Origin of the sequence: Brevundimonas sp. UBA6550 (assembly GCF_002434505.1) — a bacterium.
Classification (GTDB): domain Bacteria; phylum Pseudomonadota; class Alphaproteobacteria; order Caulobacterales; family Caulobacteraceae; genus Brevundimonas.
The window spans coordinates 169,150-185,622 of the sequence record NZ_DJKE01000008.1 but is presented as its reverse complement, the minus strand read 5'-3'; the positions used below and the strand labels follow the sequence as shown (position 1 = coordinate 185,622).

14 protein-coding genes and 1 riboswitch are annotated in these 16,473 nt (G+C 69.7%); of the genes, 10 read left to right on the top strand and 4 right to left on the bottom strand.

Translation table 11 applies throughout. The features are described 5' to 3' along the window. Nucleotides 1-13 precede the first annotated feature (13 nt). Genes hutG through hutH form a run of 3 tightly spaced genes read left to right on the top strand, consistent with a single transcriptional unit; the run spans nucleotide 14 to nucleotide 4,025 of the window. Nucleotides 14-832, top strand: a complete 819-nt coding sequence (gene hutG / locus B3Z70_RS08845; protein WP_292020311.1) for an N-formylglutamate deformylase — start codon at nucleotides 14-16, stop codon at nucleotides 830-832. Then, nucleotides 829-2,493: a urocanate hydratase gene (hutU, locus tag B3Z70_RS08840; protein ID WP_292020309.1), complete on the top strand. Its 1,665-nt coding sequence runs from the start codon at nucleotides 829-831 to the stop codon at nucleotides 2,491-2,493. Before hutG ends, hutU begins: the two co-directional genes overlap by 4 nt. Before the next feature lie 2 nt (nucleotides 2,494-2,495). After that, a complete protein-coding gene (gene hutH / locus B3Z70_RS08835) occupies nucleotides 2,496-4,025 on the top strand; it encodes a histidine ammonia-lyase (protein WP_292020306.1) in 1,530 nt (509 codons plus the stop codon). 25 nt (nucleotides 4,026-4,050) lie between these two features. Here the strand turns inward: hutH and B3Z70_RS08830 are convergent, their stop codons facing one another. The 3 genes from B3Z70_RS08830 to B3Z70_RS08820 form a co-directional block, all read right to left on the bottom strand. Continuing rightward, nucleotides 4,051-4,620, bottom strand: a complete 570-nt coding sequence (locus B3Z70_RS08830) for a manganese efflux pump MntP family protein (RefSeq protein WP_292020303.1) — start codon at nucleotides 4,618-4,620, stop codon at nucleotides 4,051-4,053. A gap of 27 nt (nucleotides 4,621-4,647) precedes the next feature. Next, nucleotides 4,648-4,791: riboswitch (yybP-ykoY riboswitch) on the bottom strand. Between the two features lie 44 nt (nucleotides 4,792-4,835). After that, nucleotides 4,836-5,867, bottom strand: coding sequence for a type 2 isopentenyl-diphosphate Delta-isomerase (gene fni, locus B3Z70_RS08825; RefSeq protein WP_292020301.1), 1,032 nt, complete (start codon nucleotides 5,865-5,867; stop codon nucleotides 4,836-4,838). A 7-nt stretch (nucleotides 5,868-5,874) separates the two neighbouring features. Further along, a complete protein-coding gene (locus B3Z70_RS08820; RefSeq protein WP_292020299.1) occupies nucleotides 5,875-7,758 on the bottom strand; it encodes a PPC domain-containing protein in 1,884 nt (627 codons plus the stop codon). Nucleotides 7,759-7,850: 92 nt separating this feature from the next. Between B3Z70_RS08820 and B3Z70_RS08815 the strand changes: the two genes are divergently transcribed. From B3Z70_RS08815 to B3Z70_RS08795, 5 genes are all read left to right on the top strand, one after another. Beyond that, nucleotides 7,851-8,771 carry a bifunctional methylenetetrahydrofolate dehydrogenase/methenyltetrahydrofolate cyclohydrolase gene (locus B3Z70_RS08815; protein ID WP_292020297.1) on the top strand — a complete coding sequence of 307 codons (921 nt, stop codon included), beginning with the start codon at nucleotides 7,851-7,853 and terminating at the stop codon, nucleotides 8,769-8,771. A 61-nt stretch (nucleotides 8,772-8,832) separates the two neighbouring features. Continuing rightward, nucleotides 8,833-9,516: a LemA family protein gene (locus B3Z70_RS08810; RefSeq protein WP_292045387.1), complete on the top strand. Its 684-nt coding sequence runs from the start codon at nucleotides 8,833-8,835 to the stop codon at nucleotides 9,514-9,516. 89 nt (nucleotides 9,517-9,605) lie between these two features. Further along, nucleotides 9,606-10,448 (top strand): TPM domain-containing protein, encoded by an 843-nt coding sequence (locus tag B3Z70_RS08805; RefSeq protein WP_292045640.1) that lies wholly within the window; start codon nucleotides 9,606-9,608, stop codon nucleotides 10,446-10,448. Next, the gene (locus B3Z70_RS08800; RefSeq protein ID WP_292045383.1) at nucleotides 10,448-11,125 is read left to right on the top strand and encodes a TPM domain-containing protein; all 678 of its coding nucleotides are present in this window, start codon (nucleotides 10,448-10,450) and stop codon (nucleotides 11,123-11,125) included. The genes B3Z70_RS08805 and B3Z70_RS08800 overlap by 1 nt, the downstream gene beginning before the upstream one ends. A 74-nt stretch (nucleotides 11,126-11,199) precedes the next feature. Next, nucleotides 11,200-11,937 carry an endonuclease/exonuclease/phosphatase family protein gene (locus tag B3Z70_RS08795; protein ID WP_292019445.1) on the top strand — a complete coding sequence of 246 codons (738 nt, stop codon included), beginning with the start codon at nucleotides 11,200-11,202 and terminating at the stop codon, nucleotides 11,935-11,937. On the opposite strand, the gene B3Z70_RS08790 is transcribed toward B3Z70_RS08795, so the two are convergent. Continuing rightward, nucleotides 11,922-13,400, bottom strand: a complete 1,479-nt coding sequence (locus B3Z70_RS08790) for a phospholipase D-like domain-containing protein (RefSeq protein ID WP_292019446.1) — start codon at nucleotides 13,398-13,400, stop codon at nucleotides 11,922-11,924. The genes B3Z70_RS08795 and B3Z70_RS08790 overlap by 16 nt on opposite strands. Nucleotides 13,401-13,572: 172 nt before the next feature. Here B3Z70_RS08790 and B3Z70_RS08785 point away from each other — a divergent pair, with 172 nt between their 5' ends. Next, nucleotides 13,573-13,755 (top strand): hypothetical protein, encoded by a 183-nt coding sequence (locus B3Z70_RS08785; RefSeq protein WP_292019448.1) that lies wholly within the window; start codon nucleotides 13,573-13,575, stop codon nucleotides 13,753-13,755. A gap of 124 nt (nucleotides 13,756-13,879) precedes the next feature. Continuing rightward, complete coding sequence (locus B3Z70_RS08780) at nucleotides 13,880-16,465, top strand: tipN (protein ID WP_292045380.1); 2,586 nt, start codon at nucleotides 13,880-13,882, stop codon at nucleotides 16,463-16,465. The last annotated feature ends 8 nt before the right edge of the window (nucleotides 16,466-16,473 follow it).

The window sequence follows — 16,473 nt, the reverse complement described above, 5'->3', positions numbered from 1 at the left end:
GGAGGCTGAGCGGATGAAGGACTGGCTGACCGTCCACGAAGGTTCGGCGCCGCTGGTGATCGGCCTGCCGCACACCGGAACCGAGATTCCGCCCCAGATCGAGGCGCGGATGACCTCGCCCTGGCTGGCGCGCAAGGACGCGGACTGGTGGGTGGACCGGCTCTACGATTTCGCCGCCGACATGGGCGCGACCCTGGTGCGGACGGCGATTTCACGCAGCGTCATCGACGTGAACCGCGATCCGTCCGGCGCCTCCCTCTATCCCGGCATGACGACCACGGGCCTTTGCCCGACCGAGACCTTCGACGGCGAGCCGCTGTATCGCGACGGCCAGACCCCTGACGAGGCCGAGATCGCAATGCGACGGGCGACCTGGTTCGATCCCTATCACGCCGCGCTGCGAAGCCAACTGGATCGGCTGAGCGCGCGCGGCCCCGTCGTCCTCTACGACGCCCATTCGATCCGCTCGGTCGTGCCGCGCCTGTTCGAGGGCGAACTGCCACAGTTCAACATCGGCGACAATGACGGGGCGACTTGCGCGCCGGAACTGACCCAGGGCGTCGAGGCCGCCTGCGCGATCAGCGGCTCCAGCCTGGTCGTCAACGGCCGGTTCAAGGGCGGCTGGACCACGCGACATTACGGGCGGCCGAGCGCGGGGATGCACGCCATCCAGATGGAGCTGGCCGACCGGGGCTATATGGCCGATCCCGCCGGGCCGGTGTCGCCCGATACCTGGCCCAGCCCCTATCAGCCGGAACGCGCGGCGCCGATGCGGGGCCATCTGCGCCGCGTGCTGGGCGCCTGCATCGCCTTTGCGGAAAGCCAGAGATGAACACGCCCAACACCCGCATCGTCCGCAGTCCGCGCGGGCCGGAGATGACCGCCAAGACCTGGGCCGCCGAGGCCGCCCTGCGGATGCTGATGAACAATCTGGACCCCGAGGTCGCCGAGCGGCCGCAGGATCTGGTCGTCTATGGCGGCATCGGCAAGGCGGCGCGCGACTGGGCCGCCTTCGACCGCATCGTGGAGGCCCTGCGCGCGCTGGAGGCGGACGAGACCCTGTTGGTCCAGTCGGGCAAGCCGGTCGGCGTGTTTCGCACCCATGCCGATGCGCCCCGCGTGCTGATCGCCAACTCCAATCTGGTGCCGAAATGGGCGACCTGGGAGCATTTCGGCGAACTCGATCGCAAGGGGCTGATGATGTACGGCCAGATGACGGCCGGTTCGTGGATCTACATCGGCACCCAAGGCATCGTGCAGGGCACCTACGAGACCTTCATGGAGGCGGGGCGCCAGCATCACGGCGGCGACTGGTCCGGCAAATGGATCCTGACGGCGGGATTGGGCGGCATGGGCGGCGCCCAGACCCTGGCGGCGACCATGGCCGGCGCATCCTGCCTGGCCGTCGAATGCCAGCGCAGCCGGATCGAGATGCGGCTGAAGACCCGTTATCTGGACGTCATGGCCGAGACGCTGGACGAGGCGCTGGCGATGATCGAGACAGCCAGGGAAACCGGAAAACCCATATCCGTCGGCCTGTTGGGCAATGCGGCCGATGTGCTGCCTGAACTGGTGCGACGCGGTGTGCGGCCGGATCTGGTGACGGACCAGACCAGCGCCCATGACCTGGTCAACGGCTATCTGCCGTCCGGCTGGACCGTGGCGCAATGGGAAGATCGGCGGGTCAGCGATCCGGCCTCGGTGGCGGCGGCGGCGCGCAGGTCCATTGTCGCCCATGTTCAGGCCATGCTGAACTTCCAGAAGGCGGGCGTTCCGGTGGTCGATTACGGCAACAATATCCGTCAGGTCGCCTTCGACGAGGGGGTGACGAACGCCTTCGACTTCCCCGGCTTCGTGCCCGCCTATATCCGCCCGCTGTTCTGCCGGGGCGTCGGTCCGTTCCGCTGGGCCGCCCTGACCGGCGGCCCGGAGGATATCCGAAAGACCGATGCGGCGATGAAGCGTCTGTTCCCCGACAATGCGGGGCTGCATCGCTGGCTGGACATGGCGGGCGAGCGGATCGCCTTCCAAGGCCTGCCTGCCCGCATCTGCTGGATCGGCCTGGGCGACCGCCATCGCGCGGGGTTGATGCTCAACGAGATGGTGGCGTCCGGCGAACTGTCCGGCCCCATCGTCATCGGCCGCGACCATCTGGATTCCGGCTCGGTCGCCAGCCCCAATCGCGAGACGGAGGCCATGATGGACGGGTCGGACGCGGTCAGCGACTGGCCCCTGCTGAACGCCCTGCTGAACACGGCCTCGGGCGCGTCGTGGGTGTCGCTGCATCACGGCGGCGGGGTCGGCATGGGCTATTCCCAGCACTCGGGCGTCGTCATCGTCGCCGACGGCACGCCGGAAGCCGCCAGGCGGCTGGAGCGCGTCCTGTGGAACGACCCGGCCACCGGCGTCATGCGCCATGCCGATGCGGGATACGAGATCGCTCGCGCCGCCGCCCGCGACCACGAACTGAACCTGCCCAGCCTGAAGGCCTGACGATGACCATGCTGACCATCGGCGACGCGCCCCTGACCCTGGCCCAGCTTCGCGCCGTGCTGGACGGCCCCGTAATGGTGACCATCACGTCCCGCGCCTGGGCCGATGTGGAAAGGGGCGCGGCGACGGTGGCGGCGATCGTGGCTGAGGGCTGCACCGTCTATGGGGTGAACACCGGATTTGGCCTCTTGGCCAACACCAGCATTGCGCCGCAGGACCTTGAAACCCTTCAGAAGAATCTGGTGCTGAGCCACGCCTGCGGCGTCGGTCCGCTGTTGCCCGATGCGGTCACGCGGCTGTTGATGGTGCTGAAGATCGCCTCCCTGTCGCGCGGCGCATCGGGCATCCGGCGCGAGACGCTGGAGGCCTTGGTCGCCCTGGTCAACACCGACATCCTGCCCTGCATTCCGTCCAAGGGATCGGTCGGGGCGTCCGGCGATCTGGCGCCGCTGGCCCATATGTCCTGCGCCCTGATCGGCGTGGGCGAGGCGCGGGTGGATGGCCAGACGCTGGAGGCCGAAGCGGCGCTGGCGCTCGCGGGCCTGGCGCCGCTGACGCTCGGCCCCAAGGAGGGTCTGGCGCTGTTGAACGGCACCCAGTGTTCGACGGCGCTGGCGCTGGCGGGCCTGTTCGCGGCCGAGGCGGTGTTCGCGGCCGGCCTGGCGGCGGGCGCCCTGTCGGTCGATGCGTTGAAGGGATCCGACGCCCCGTTCGATCCGCGCATTCACGCCCTGCGCCGCCAGCCCGGCCAGATCGCCGTGGCCGCGACCTTGCGCGCCCTGATCGACGGTTCGGCCATTCGCGACAGCCATCGCGACGACTGCGCCAAGGTGCAGGACCCCTACTCCCTGCGCTGTCAGCCCCAGGTCATGGGCGCCGTGCTGGACGTGCTGAGGACCGCCGCCGCGACGCTGGAGCGCGAGGCCAACGCCGTCACCGATAATCCGCTGGTCTTCATCGAGGACGGCGACGTGATCTCGGGCGGCAACTTCCACGCCGAACCCGTTGCTTTCGCAGCTGATCAGATCGCCATGGCCCTGTGCGAGATCGGCAATATCTCCGAGCGTCGCACCGCCATCCTGGTCGATCCGAAGATGAGCGAACTGCCGGCCTTTCTGGTCAAGGAAAGCGGGCTGAACTCCGGCTTCATGATCGCCCAGGTGACGGCCGCCGCCCTGATCGCCGAGAACCGGATGGTGGCCCATCCGTGCAGCGTGGACACGGTCCCGACCAGCGCCAATCAGGAGGATCACGTCTCCATGGCCACCCATGGCGCGCGGCGCCTGCTGGACATGGCCGAAAACGCGGCGACGGTGGTGGGCATCGAACTGCTGGCGGCGGCGCAAGGCATCGAGTTCCACCGCCCCCTGACCAGTTCGCCGGCGCTGGAACAGGTCTTCGCCATCGTGCGCGAAGCCGCCGCTCCCTACGCCAGCGACCACTATTTCGCACCCGACATCGCCCGCGCCACCGACGGCGTCCGGGCGGGGCGTTATCGGGCGTTTGCGGACGACCTGCTGCCGTCCGCCTGATCCCTGCCCGGCTTGAGCCCTGGGATCAGCCCAGAACGCCGAGGTGTTCCATAAGGATCATCGTGCCCAGGCCAATCAGGGCCACGCCGCCCACGATCTCGGCCGCCTTGCCGAATTTCAGGCCCACGGCCCGGCCGATCAGCATGCCGATGGTGGTCAGGACGAAGGTGGTGAAGCCGATCGAGGCGGCGATCACCCAGATATTGGCGCCGATGAAGGCCAGACCCACGCCGACCGCCGCCGCATCGATGCTGGTGCCGATGGCGGTGGCTATCAGGGCCCACGGACCCGAGCGGCGGGGGGCGGCGTCCTCGTCGCCGTCGCGCGGCTTGGCGCCTTCCCAGATCATCTTGCCGCCCACGATCAGCAGCAGGGTGAAGGCGATCCAGTGGTCGATCCGCTCGACCAGGCCGGCGGCGATGATGCCCAGCCCCCAGCCGATCAGCGGCGTGATGGCCTCGATCACCCCGAACACCAGGCCGGCCTTGACGGCGGCCGGAAGGGTCGGTCGGTGCGACGCCCCGCGCCCCACGGCGGCCGCGAAGGCGTCCGTGGACATGCTGAGGGACAAGACGGCGATGGTTCCTGGGGTCACGCGAATTGACTCCACCGGGCAAGCGACAGCGGTCCCCACGCCGGCCGGTGCGGCGGTGGAACACGCTGGTCTCGCTAGGCGGTGGTCCGCTGATCGCGCCACGCGCCGAAGCGCGAGTGTGTTGACGCGATCCCGACGATGCGACGCCGGAAGCTACTCCCCAACAGGAGGCGGCGCTCTACACGACCCGATGCGCGCTTGGCAACCGCCCGCGATCAGTCGAAGGGTCGCAGGGGCGCACGGCGCAACGCGGCCAGATTGGCGGAGTCGGTGCAGAAACAGACGGTTCGCAGTTGGCGCACCATCTGCTGAAAATGTGCGATCACCGCCTCCGTGGAGGTCGCGGCCGCCGCCAGGACGCCCGCCGCTTGGCCCACCACATCCGCGCCCAGCCGAATCGCCTTGGCCGCATCCACCCCGTCGCGGACGCCGCCGGAGCCGATGATCACGGCCTCAGGACAGGCGCGTCGCACATCGACGAGGGCCTGGGCGGTCGGCGCGCCCCAGTCGGCGAAGACGGCGGCGTGCGCCTGATCGAACGGGTCCGAGGCCCGTTCGCCCTCGACCAGCGCCCAGTTGGTGCCGCCGGCGCCCGCCACGTCCACCGCCGCCGCGCCCATGTCGATCAGCCGCCGGGCGGTGCGGCCCGACAGGCCCGCGCCCGTCTCCTTCACGACCACCGGGGCGTTCAGTTTCAGGATCAGCGCCTCCAGCGCCGCACCCACGCCCCACCAATCGCGATCCCCCTCCGGCTGACAGGCCTCCTGCAAGGGGTTCAGGTGAACGACTAGGGCGTCGGCGTCGATCATGTCCATGGCGCGTCGCGCCTCGTCCAGTCCGAAGCCGCGCGTCAGCTGGGCGGCGCCGATGTTGGACAGGATCACCGTATCGGGCGCGCGACGACGCAGAGTCCGGTCCAGGCCCCCGCTGGCGCGGCCCTCGATCGCCGCCCGCTGCGATCCCACCGCCAAGGCGACGCCCAGATGCTGGGCCGCCTCGGCCAGGCGGGCGTTGATGGCCTCGGCGCGGCTGGGGCCTCCGGTCATGGCGCTGATCAGCAGGGGCGCCTTCAGCCGCCGTCCCAGAAAGTCGGCCCCCAGGTCGATCTTGTCGTGGTCCAGGTCCGGCAGGGCCTCGTGGACGAAATGCACGCGGTCGAAACCGGCGTCGCGCGCGTGACGTCCCCGCCCCGCCAGAACGACGTCCAGATGCTGGTCCTTGCGGTCGGGCGGGGCGGCGTCGCTCATGAGGAGACTACTCGGACGACGTCTGGCTCCGCCCTTCGCCGCCGCGGGCGCCCGTCGCGGGCTGGCGTTCGACCGTCAGGGCGTAGGCGCCCGTCTGGTTGGGACCATAGGCGCGGGCGCGCACCAGATACCAGCCGTCGTCCGGCGCCGTCCAATCCAGCTTGGCATGGGCGTCGGACAGGCCGTCGTCGTCGGTCGCCAGGCTGGAGAAATCGCCGTCATCGTCCTGGCGACCCAGGTCGATGAAGGAATCGAAGGCGTTGGACACCATGGTCAGCCGCAGCTTCTCGTCCTTCTTGGCCTGGAACCGATAGGCGTCGAAATAGGCGCCCTCGTCCGTCAGGGCCGACGCATCCTTCAACACCCCGCGGACGGTCGAGCCGACCAGCAGGCTGCCGGCCTTGGGCTCCGGCCCGCGATCCGACAGTTCGAAGGAATATAGACCCTTCTCCTCGGCGCTAAGCGGCATGGCCCGCACCACATAGTCGCCGTCGTCCGGCAGGGTGAAGGTCAGGCGCGAATCCGTGCCTTCGCTCAGGCCGTCGTCGTCGCTGGCCAAGGCTTCGAAGGCGTCGCCGGCCTTGCCGATCTCCAGATAGGCGTCGAAGTCGCCGGAGCGCAGGATGGCCTGGACGCGCTGTCCCTTGGTCCCGGCGAAGGTGTAGGCGTGATAGTGTTTGCCATCGTCGCCTTGCGGGCTCGTATCGCTGATCTCGCCCTCGACCGCCTGGCCGAATACGGCGGGCGTGGGCGGCGGCGGCGGGGCGGTCTCGGTTACTTTCAGGGTGTAGTCGCCCTCGGCCTCGTCGCTGAAACCGCGCGCCTCGATGATATAGTCGCCGGCGGCGTCCAGGGTGCGGCCGATGCGGGCGTCGGTGCCCGATCCGGCGCCGTCGTCGTCTTCCGCCACCATGGAGCCGTCAGAGGCGCGGCGCAGCGTCAGATAGGCGTCGAAATCGCTGGACTTCATCTCGATGGCGATGCGCTGTCCGGCGGTTCCGGTGAAGCGATAGGTGTCGGCGCGCTGGCCGTCGTCGTTGGTGGCGCTGTCGGCGCCCAGTTCGCCCTTGACCTCGTCGCCGACGGCGATGGGTTTGGACGGCGGCGCGGGCGGCGCTTCGGCCAGGCCCAGTTCATAACGGCCCAGGCGTTCGTCCACGCCGGTCGCGCGGATCACGTATTCGCCCGCCGACGGCGCCGTGAAGGTCAAGCGTGAATTCAGCCCGCCGCCGGCCGCGTCGTCGTTGTTGGCCAGTTCCGTGAAGTCCGGCCCGTTCATCCGGCCGACCCGGACCAGGGGATCGATGTCGCTGGAGTCCAGGGTGACGACGAACCGATCGCCCGCAGCCGCGCGGAAGGCGTAGGCGTCGTAGCGTCCACCGTCCTCCTGCTCGGGGTCGCGATCCGTCAGTTCGCCGCTGACGCTCGCGCCGACGCGGATGCCGGTCGGTCGCGGGGCGCGGGGCGCGGGCGGGCGCTCCTGCAGCGACAGGCGATAGTCGCCGCCGTCCAGCCCGCTCAAGGTGCGCGCCCTCAGCACATAGACGCCGTCCCGCTCGGGCGTGAAGCGCAGGCGCGCGTTGGTGCCGTCGCCCAGGCCGTCGTCGTCTTCGGCCAGCGCCTCGTCCATCGCCCCATCGGCATAGATCGCCAGATAGGCGTCGAAGGCGTCGGATCGCAGCACGGCCTCCAGCCGCTGGCCCGCGCGCGCCTGGAAGCGGTAGTCGTCGTAGCGGTATTCGTCGTCCGCCGCCTTGGCGTCGCCGTCCGTCAGAGCCCCGCTGACGCTGGCGCCGATCCGCAGCGGCTGGGCCTCCTGGGCCAGGGCGTGACCTGCGGCTCCGATCAGGGCGATCAGGCTGACGGCGGCGGCGAGAGAGGGACGGCTCATGAATTTCTCCAGCTTTGGACAGGGATCATAGACGCCGAACCGTCGCGGCTGTAAATCGCCGCCATCCCGATTTCCCGCCAGACGGAGCTGCCATGTCAGCCGAATCCACGCCCGCGACCCTGATCGACGGCAAGGCCTTTTCGGCGACGCTGGTTCAGCGGGTGGCGGCCGCCGTCGAGCGGCTGGGGACCGAACACGGCGTCAAGCCCGGCCTGGCGGTCGTCATCGTCGGCGAGGATCCGGCCAGCCAGATCTACGTCCGCAACAAGGGCGAGACGACCCTGCGCGCCGGGATGCGATCCGACACCCATCGCCTGGCCGACACGACCAGCCAGGACGAGCTTCTGGCCCTGATCGACCAGTTGAACGCCGACGCGGGCATTCACGGCATTCTGGTGCAGCTGCCCCTGCCCGCTCACATCGACGCAACCGTGGTGCTGGACGCCATCGACCCGGACAAGGACGTGGACGGGTTTCATGTCGTCAACGCCGGGCGTCTGGCCGTCGGCCTGCCGGGCCTGGTCCCTTGCACGCCACTGGGCTGTCTGATGCTGCTGAAGGATCAGTTGGGCGATCTGTCGGGCCTGAACGCCGTGGTGGTGGGCCGTTCCAACATCGTCGGCAAGCCGATGGCGCAACTGCTGCTTGGCGAAAGCTGCACCGTCACCATCGCCCATTCGCGCACGCGGGACCTGCCCGCCGTCTGCCGCGCGGCCGACATTCTGGTGGCGGCGGTGGGACGGCCCGAGATGATCCAGAACGACTGGATCAAACCCGGCGCCACGGTCATCGATGTCGGCATCAACCGCGTCCTCTCCGCCGATCCGGTCAAGGCGGCCGAGGGCAAGACCCGCGTCGTCGGCGACGTGGCCAAGACCGCCGTGGAAGTCGCCGGCCGCATCACCCCGGTTCCCGGCGGCGTGGGACCCATGACCATCGCCTGCCTGCTGGCCAACACCTATTCGGCCGCCTGCCGCATCAACAATCTCCAACCGGAGCCATTGGACGCTTGATGGATCGATGCGGCGGGTCGATATTCGACCTGACGGCGATCTGCGCCGATAGGGAGATGTCATGGTTCGCCTCAATGCGCGTGCGCTGGCTGTAACGGCCGCCCTGTTGATCACCCCGGCCGCAGCGGGATGCGGCTACAACACCATTCCGACCAAGCAGGAGCGCGCCGAGGCCGCCTGGGCCGATGTGCAGAGCCAGTATCAACGGCGCGCCGACCTGGTGCCGAACCTGGTCGCCACGGTCCAGGGCGCCGCGATCCAGGAACGCACGACCCTGACGGACGTGATCAACGCCCGCGCCCGCGCCACCTCGGTCAATGTCTCGGCCGACGATCTGGATAATCCGCAGGCCTTCAAGCAGTATCAGGAGGCGCAAGGCCAGCTGTCGGGCGCCCTGTCGCGCCTGTTGGTCACGGTCGAGGCCTATCCCCAGCTTCAGGCCAACCAGAACTTCCTGACCCTGCAGTCGCAGTTGGAAGGCACCGAGAACCGCATCCAGATCGCGCGCCGCGACTACAACGAGGCCGTTCGCGACTACAATACCACCCTGCGCACCTTCCCGCAGGTGATCTGGGCCAAGACCCTGCATGGCGGCTCCAAGCCGATGCAGCTGTTCACCGCCACCGCCGCCGCCCAGTCGGCGCCGCAGGTCAACTTCAACCTGAACGCCCCGCCCTCGAACGCCTCCGCGCCCGGCGGCGGCGCGGCCGCCGTCGCGCCCGGTTCCACCCCGCCGGCCCAGTGACACGCCTGCTCGCGCCGGGGCGACGTCCGACCGGCGTCGCCGCGTGGCTGATCGCTCTGGCGGTCGTGCTGCTGTTCGCCGTTCCGGCGATGGCCCAGTCCAAGATCGACTTCCCCCCCCTGACCGGCCGCGTGGTCGATCAGGCCGGTCTGCTCGACCCGGCGACCGAACAGGCCCTGACCGAGAAGCTGGCGGCGCTGGAGGCCGCGACGACCGATCAGCTTGTCGTCGTGACAGTCAGCAGCCTGCAGGACCAGGAGATCGAGGACTACGGCTATCAGCTGGGTCGCGCCTGGGGCATCGGTCAGAAGGAAAAGGACAACGGCGCCCTGCTGATCGTCGCGCCCAATGAGCGCAAGGTCCGGGTCGAGGTCGGCTATGGGTTGGAGCCGATCCTGACCGACGCCTTCTCGTCGCAGGTCATCCGCAATGACATCCTGCCATCCTTCCGCGATGGCGACTACAAGACCGGCGTGGTCAAGGGCGTGGACGCCCTGATCGCCCAGCTTTCGCTCGATCCCGCCGAAGCCCAGGCCCGCGCCCAGGCCGTCGCGGACGAACAGGCCAAGGACAAGGGCGACTCCATCGCACCCCTGGTGATCGTCGCGATCATCTTCCTGTTCATGTTCATGGCTGCGGCGCGATCCGGTCGCGGGCGGCGCAGCGGCGTGGGTTCCGTCCTGCTGTGGGCGGCTTCCGAGGCCCTGCGCAACTCGGGACGCGGCGGCGGCGGTTGGGGCGGCGGAGGCGGCGGCTTCGGCGGCGGGGGCGGATTTGGCGGAGGCGGCGGCGGCTTCGGCGGCGGCGNNCTGCGCAACTCGGGACGCGGCGGCGGCGGTTGGGGCGGCGGAGGCGGCGGCTTCGGCGGCGGGGGCGGATTTGGCGGAGGCGGCGGCGGCTTCGGCGGCGGCGGCGCATCGGGAGGATGGTGATGCAGATCACGGACAGCGACCGCGCCCGCATCGCCGAGGCCATCGCCGGCGCCGAACAGCAGACCTCGGGCGAAATCTTCTGTGTCGTGGCGCGGCGCGTCTCGTCCTATCTGGACGTCAGCCTGGCCTGGGCGGCCGGCGCGGCCCTGATCGCGCCCATCGTCTTCGTGCCCTTCGTTCTGGACCTGCGGTGGCCAGGCGGCGGCTGGGAGGCGGCCCATCAGGCGGCCGAGGCGGCTGGCGCCGGGCAGGCCCTGGCGATCTACACCCTGTCGCAGGCGGCGGTGTTCGTGGGCGTCTTCCTGCTGACCCGAATTCCCGTTCTGCGCCGTCTCGCCACGCCCGCCGGCGTGCGACGCGGCCGGGTGCGGGAGGCGGCCCTGCAACAGTTCCTGGCCCACGGCGTCCACGTCACGCGCGAACGCACCGGCGTCCTGATCTTCGCCGCTCTGGACGAACACCAGGTCGAGCTGATCGCCGACGAATCCATTCACGCCAAGGTCGAGGAAGACGCCTGGGCCCAGGCGGTGAACGCCCTGACCCGCGAACTGCGCGCCGACCGTCCGGTCGAGGGCTTTTCAGCCGCCATCGCCCTGTGCGGCCAGGTGTTGGCCCAGCACTTCCCGCCCCGCGCCGACAATCCCAATGAGTTGCCGGATCATCTGATCCTGTTGTGAATCGTCGTATCGGGGTCGCAATCCGGGGCCAGAAGGCCTAGCCCACGGTCGAAGCCAGACGACATCCCCACGCCATGCCCCGCCTTCTCACCTACAATGTTCACCGATGCGTCGGCACAGACCGTCGTCTGGACGTGGATCGCATCGTCGCCGTCATCGGCGAGTACGAGCCGGACATCGTCTGCCTGCAAGAGCTGGACGTCGGCCGGTCGCGCACCAACGGCGTGGATCAGGCGCGCGCCATCGCCGACGGCCTGGCCATGACCTCGCGTTTTCACCCGGCGATGCGGGTGGAGGCGGAACTGTATGGCGACGCCATCCTGACCGCCCATCCCGAACGGCTGATCCGCGCCGACGCCCTGCCGACCGTCAGCGGCATTCCGGGGCTGGAGCCGCGGGGCGCCATATGGTCGGAGATCGAAATCGACGGCGTGGCCCTGAACGTCTTCAACACCCATCTGGGTCTGGTCCCCAGAGAGCAGCGCCTGCAGGCGGCCGCCCTGACCGGACCCGGATGGCTGGGCGGCTGCACCGGACCGACCCTGCTGGCGGGCGACTTCAACGCCACCTCGATCACCCGCCCCTATCAGACCCTGTGCCGCAGTCTTGAAGACTGCCAGCGTCAGTTGGGCGTAAAGCCCAGCGTCAAGACCTTCCCCTCGGCCTTTCCGGCCATCCGTATCGACCACTGCTTCGTCAGCCCGCACATTCACATACGCGCGGTTCGCTCGGCCTTTTCACCGTTGGCGCGGGTGGCGTCGGACCATCTGCCGCTGATCGTCGATTTCGACGTGGTTCAGCCGGGCGCCTGACCGCCCTCTGATGCCGGTCGCGTCCGGTGCGAGCGGTTCAGCCGCTTCCACGGACGCCAGGCGTCGGTCGAGGACGTGGGATCGCCCAGTTGCCATTCCGCGAACATCCGCTGGATCCGGGTCGGCGGGTCCGAACCCAGCGGCTTCAGACGATCCGTCTCGAAGCTGCAGATCGCCTGTCCGACCGAGCCGAACACCGCTTCCACCGCAGCATAGTCGTCGGTCGCGACGCCCAGCCAGTGGGCGATGGTGCGATGGCGATGGGCGGTGATGACGGCGCGCCCCGCCGCATCCGTCGGCTCGGCGGCGATGTCGCATTCGGTGTCCAGCCCCATCGAACGGTTGTTCAGATTGGTCGATCCGATCCGCAGCAGGCGGTCGTCGATGATCGACATCTTGGCGTGGACGATGATCCGGTCGCCCTCCTCGGTCAGGGGCGCGAAGGCGAAGAAGCGGTTGAACCTGTCCGCCTGCTCCAGCCGGTACAGCACCTCCGCGCGCGCCGTATCCATCGTCAGGCTGTCGAACCAGCTGGGGCTCTTGGCCGTGGAGACGACGATGATCTGCGGCCCGTCCGGCTCGGCCAGACGCTGCGCCAGGGCGGCGGCGATCACCGGCGAGGTGAAATACTGGTTCTCCAGATAGATCAGCTTCTTGGCGCGCCGAATGGAGTCCAGATGCAGGGCCTCGCTTTCGCGCACCTCATGCCGGCCGGCCCATTTGGGTTCGGTCCTGGCGATGCCGACGGGGACGTCGCTCATCTGGACCGGCACGCCGTCGGGCCAGGGATCGCCATCGACCTGGTCGGGAATGGTTCGTTCCCAGGTCGCCTTGAACCAGCGTTCGCGCGCCAGATCGCCCAGCGCCCGCGCCGCCGGTCCGTCCATCACGCACATCACCTCGTGACGCGCCTTGCAGATGACGCCGCTGGGCAGGGCGCGGCGCGGATCGCCGTCCAGATGCTCGTCGGAATCCCAGCGGTCGGTCGAGATGTCGCCCCCACCGCAGAAGGCCAGCTTGTCGTCGATCACCACCACCTTCTGATGATGGCAGGCGCCGATGGGGCCGGGCGAATCCAGCCGGAACTCCACCATCCGCTTGCGAAACCAGCGCTGGGCGCGATGGGGATAGAAGCCCTGCGACGCCGCGATCAGCAGCGGCGACTTCCAGATCAGCAGACGCACATCCAGATCGGGCTTCTTCTTGACCAGCATTCTCAGCTGGCGACCGATCTCGGCGCTCTTGTCGCCCGGCCGCGTCTCGGGATCCAGATGGGTGCGCGGATCGAACTGCCAGCCCAGAAGGACAATGGACCGTTCCGCCTTCTGAAGGGCCGAGGACAGGGCGTCGAAATAGGCCTGGTTCTCCATCAGCACGGAAAACCGATGGGCGACGGCCGAGGTCCACAGACCCGGCCCCGGCTCCAGCAAACTGCCGTCGTAACTGTCGCCGCCTTGCCCCATGCAACCCCTCTGCCTGATTCGCGTGACACGGTGTCGGAGCGCCCTGGTCCTCCGTTTCACGCGCTTGGCGTCGGGTCAATCTCCGAAGGGAGCGGGCCGTGAGGCGGGATTGTGACGTTCGTCGATCTGAGGCATAAGGTGCAGGGCCGTTCGGGCCGCGAGGGAGGGTGGAATGCAGGCGCTGGTCGAACTGATCGCCGGCTTCATCGCGTTGCTGGCCGCAGCCGTCCTGTCGCAGTTCGGCGTCGATACCCACACCACCAATCATTCCGACCGCGAGGTCAGACGGGTCGCCGAATGCCGCGACGTCGCCGCTTCGTCCGCAGTCATGACCGAGGGCAAGCGCGACTGCTGACGCCGTGTAGGGTCCTGGTCGATCGACAGCTTACGCGCGCCAGCAGGTTCCGTCCGCCTCATTCCTGTTCTAGGGTCTTGGCGGCGCTGTCGGACGCCTGCGTAGAGATCGAGTTTTTGAGCTGATGAAGTCTCCCAAACGGCCGCCGCTGAAGCTGACCGACGAAGAGATCGTCGCCCCCGTCGATGCGCCGTCCGTCGAGGAGACGCCGGTCGCCGACGCCCCGTTCGAACCGGAACCGTTGACCGACGCCGATCTGGAGATCGTGCAGCCCACGTTCGAACGACCGATGTCCGAACGTCGCCGTCGCCGCCTGCTGGAAGAGCAGCGCCTGGCCGAGGAGCGCGCCGCTCAGGCCCAGCATGCCGCCGCCTCGCCCGAGCCGCCCGCCGAACCGGCGCCGGAATCGCCGGCCAAGGTCGAACTGGCCGTCGCGGCCGGCAAGCCCCCCGCCCCCTTCGAACTGTCGTCGCCGCCGGCCGTCAAGCCCGTCGTGGCCAAGCGCGCCGGCGAGCCGTCCGGCCGTCACGCCTATCTGATCGCGGGCATCGCCTCCGCGCTCTGGATCGGGGGCGTCGCCTCCTGGGCCGCCTATGAGTTCGGAGCCGGCGGGGCCGAACTGGATCCGTTGCGGATCGCTATCTACGCCCTGATCGCCCTGGCGCCGGCGGGTCTGGCCATCATGCTGGCCCATGCGGTGCGGCAGGGCGCGGGACTGGCGGCCGAGACCCGTCGCGCGCGTCAACTGGCGGAGGCCCTGGTGGCCCCCACGGCGCTGGCCGCCCAGCAGACCGGCGACGTGCTTCAATCCCTGCGCTCCGACATCGACCACGCCGCCCTGGCGGCCGAGCGGGCGCGCACCGACATGGCCCTGCTGCGCGAAGCCCTGGCCGAGGAGACGGCGCGCCTGAACGAGGCGGCCGACAACGCCGGTCGCACCGCCCGTCGCCTGGCCGAGAACCTGGGCCGCGAACGCGATCAGATGCAGACCCTGGGCCTTCATCTGGACACCCAGGCGACAGGCGTGATCGACGCGGTCGAACGCCAGTCGCGCATGGTCGCCGACGCCTCCGACCTGGCCCAGGCCCAGTTGCGCGAGGCCGAAGCCGCGCTCGCCGCCCGCGCCGCCGATCTGGCCGCCGCCGCCGGCGAGGCCCAGGACGCCGCCCGCGTGGCCGCCGAAGACCTGGCCCGCCAGACGATCCGGCTGGAGAACGCCGGCTCAGGCGTGGCCGAACAGATCCAGTCGGTGGAAGAGGGCCTGGGCCAGCAGCGCGCCTCGCTGGTCACCGCCGCCTATGCGCTGCGCACCGATCAGGAGGACTTCTCGGCCCAGGTCGAGAGCCAGCGCGCCCAGTTGGTCGAGCATTTGTCGGCGACCCGCACCGCCGCCGGCGATCTGGACCGCACGACCCAGACCTCGGTCGACGCCATGCGCGATCTGGTCGAGGCCGCCGCCGATCAATTCCGCGCCCTGGTGGACATGTCCCAGCGTGAGGCCGACGGCTTCGATTCCGCCACCAAGGTCGCGCTGGACCGCTTCGAGGCCCTGGCCGCCGAGGCCCGAGACGCCCTGATGGAGGAGACACGTCGCGCGCTGGAGCAGATGCGCGCCACCGCCGAGGATTCCCGCGCCGCGGCCGCCGACGCCGCCGAACAGGCCCGTCTGCGCGCCGACCGCCTGGGCGAAACCCTGTTCGAGGCGGCGCAGAAGGCCGACAACGCCGCCGACGCCCGCATCGAGGATGCGCGCCGCATCGTTGGCGAGACCTCCGGCATCGTGGAAGAGGCCGGCGAGCGAATGGTCAACCGTCTGGAGTCCCTGGTCAGTCGCCTGAACGAGGCACTGTCCGAGATCGACACCGCCGTCGCCGACATCGACGAGCGCGCCGCCCGCCTGCCTCAGGAGGCCCGCGTCCGCGCCGAGGCCGTGCGCGCCACGGTCGAGGACGGCCTGGCGTCCCTGTCCGCCGCCTCGCGCAAGGCGGCCGAGGACACCGAGGCGCTGGACCTGGGGTTCCAGGAGCGCGTGCGCCGCAACTACGACATGCTGACCGAGGCGGTGCGGCTGATGGGCGTCGTGTCCGGCGACGCCTCGCCTGCCCGCCGTCGCGAGCCGCCCCCCGAGTCCGAACGCGCCGAACCGCGCGCGGCGCGGACGCCGGTTACGCCGCCTGTCGAAGAGCGCAAGTTCGGCCTGCGCAGCCGCCTGCGGCTTGAGCCGACCGAACCCCCTCGTCCATCGACCGACGACCGCCTGGACTGGAGCGACCTGGTCTCCCAGGATGACGGGGACGAGCCGCCGCTGGATCTGGACACGCCCGCTGCGGCCGCAGGCCCCACGCCGGCCGAGGCCGAGGCCCTGTCCGAACGGGTGATGGCCGCCATTCGCCGCATGGGCGTCGATCCCAACGCCCTTCTGCCGCGCTCGCGGGTCGAGGAGGCGGCGCGCGCCATCGGCAAGGGCGACCCGGACGGCGGGCGCCAGATCGTGCGCCGCGTGGCGCCGGCCGCCGTCCGCAGCGTGTCGCGCCGGGTGCTCAGCGACGCCGAACTGCGCGCCGACGCCGAACGCTATGTACGCCATTTCGCCAGCGGCCTAGCCGCCTCCGCGCGCGCGGGCGATGCGGCGGCGGTGCAGACCGCGCTGGCGTCGGACGCCGGACGCGCCTTCATGCTGCTGGACGCCGCTGTCGGCGATCTGGGCTAGGGAGCGAC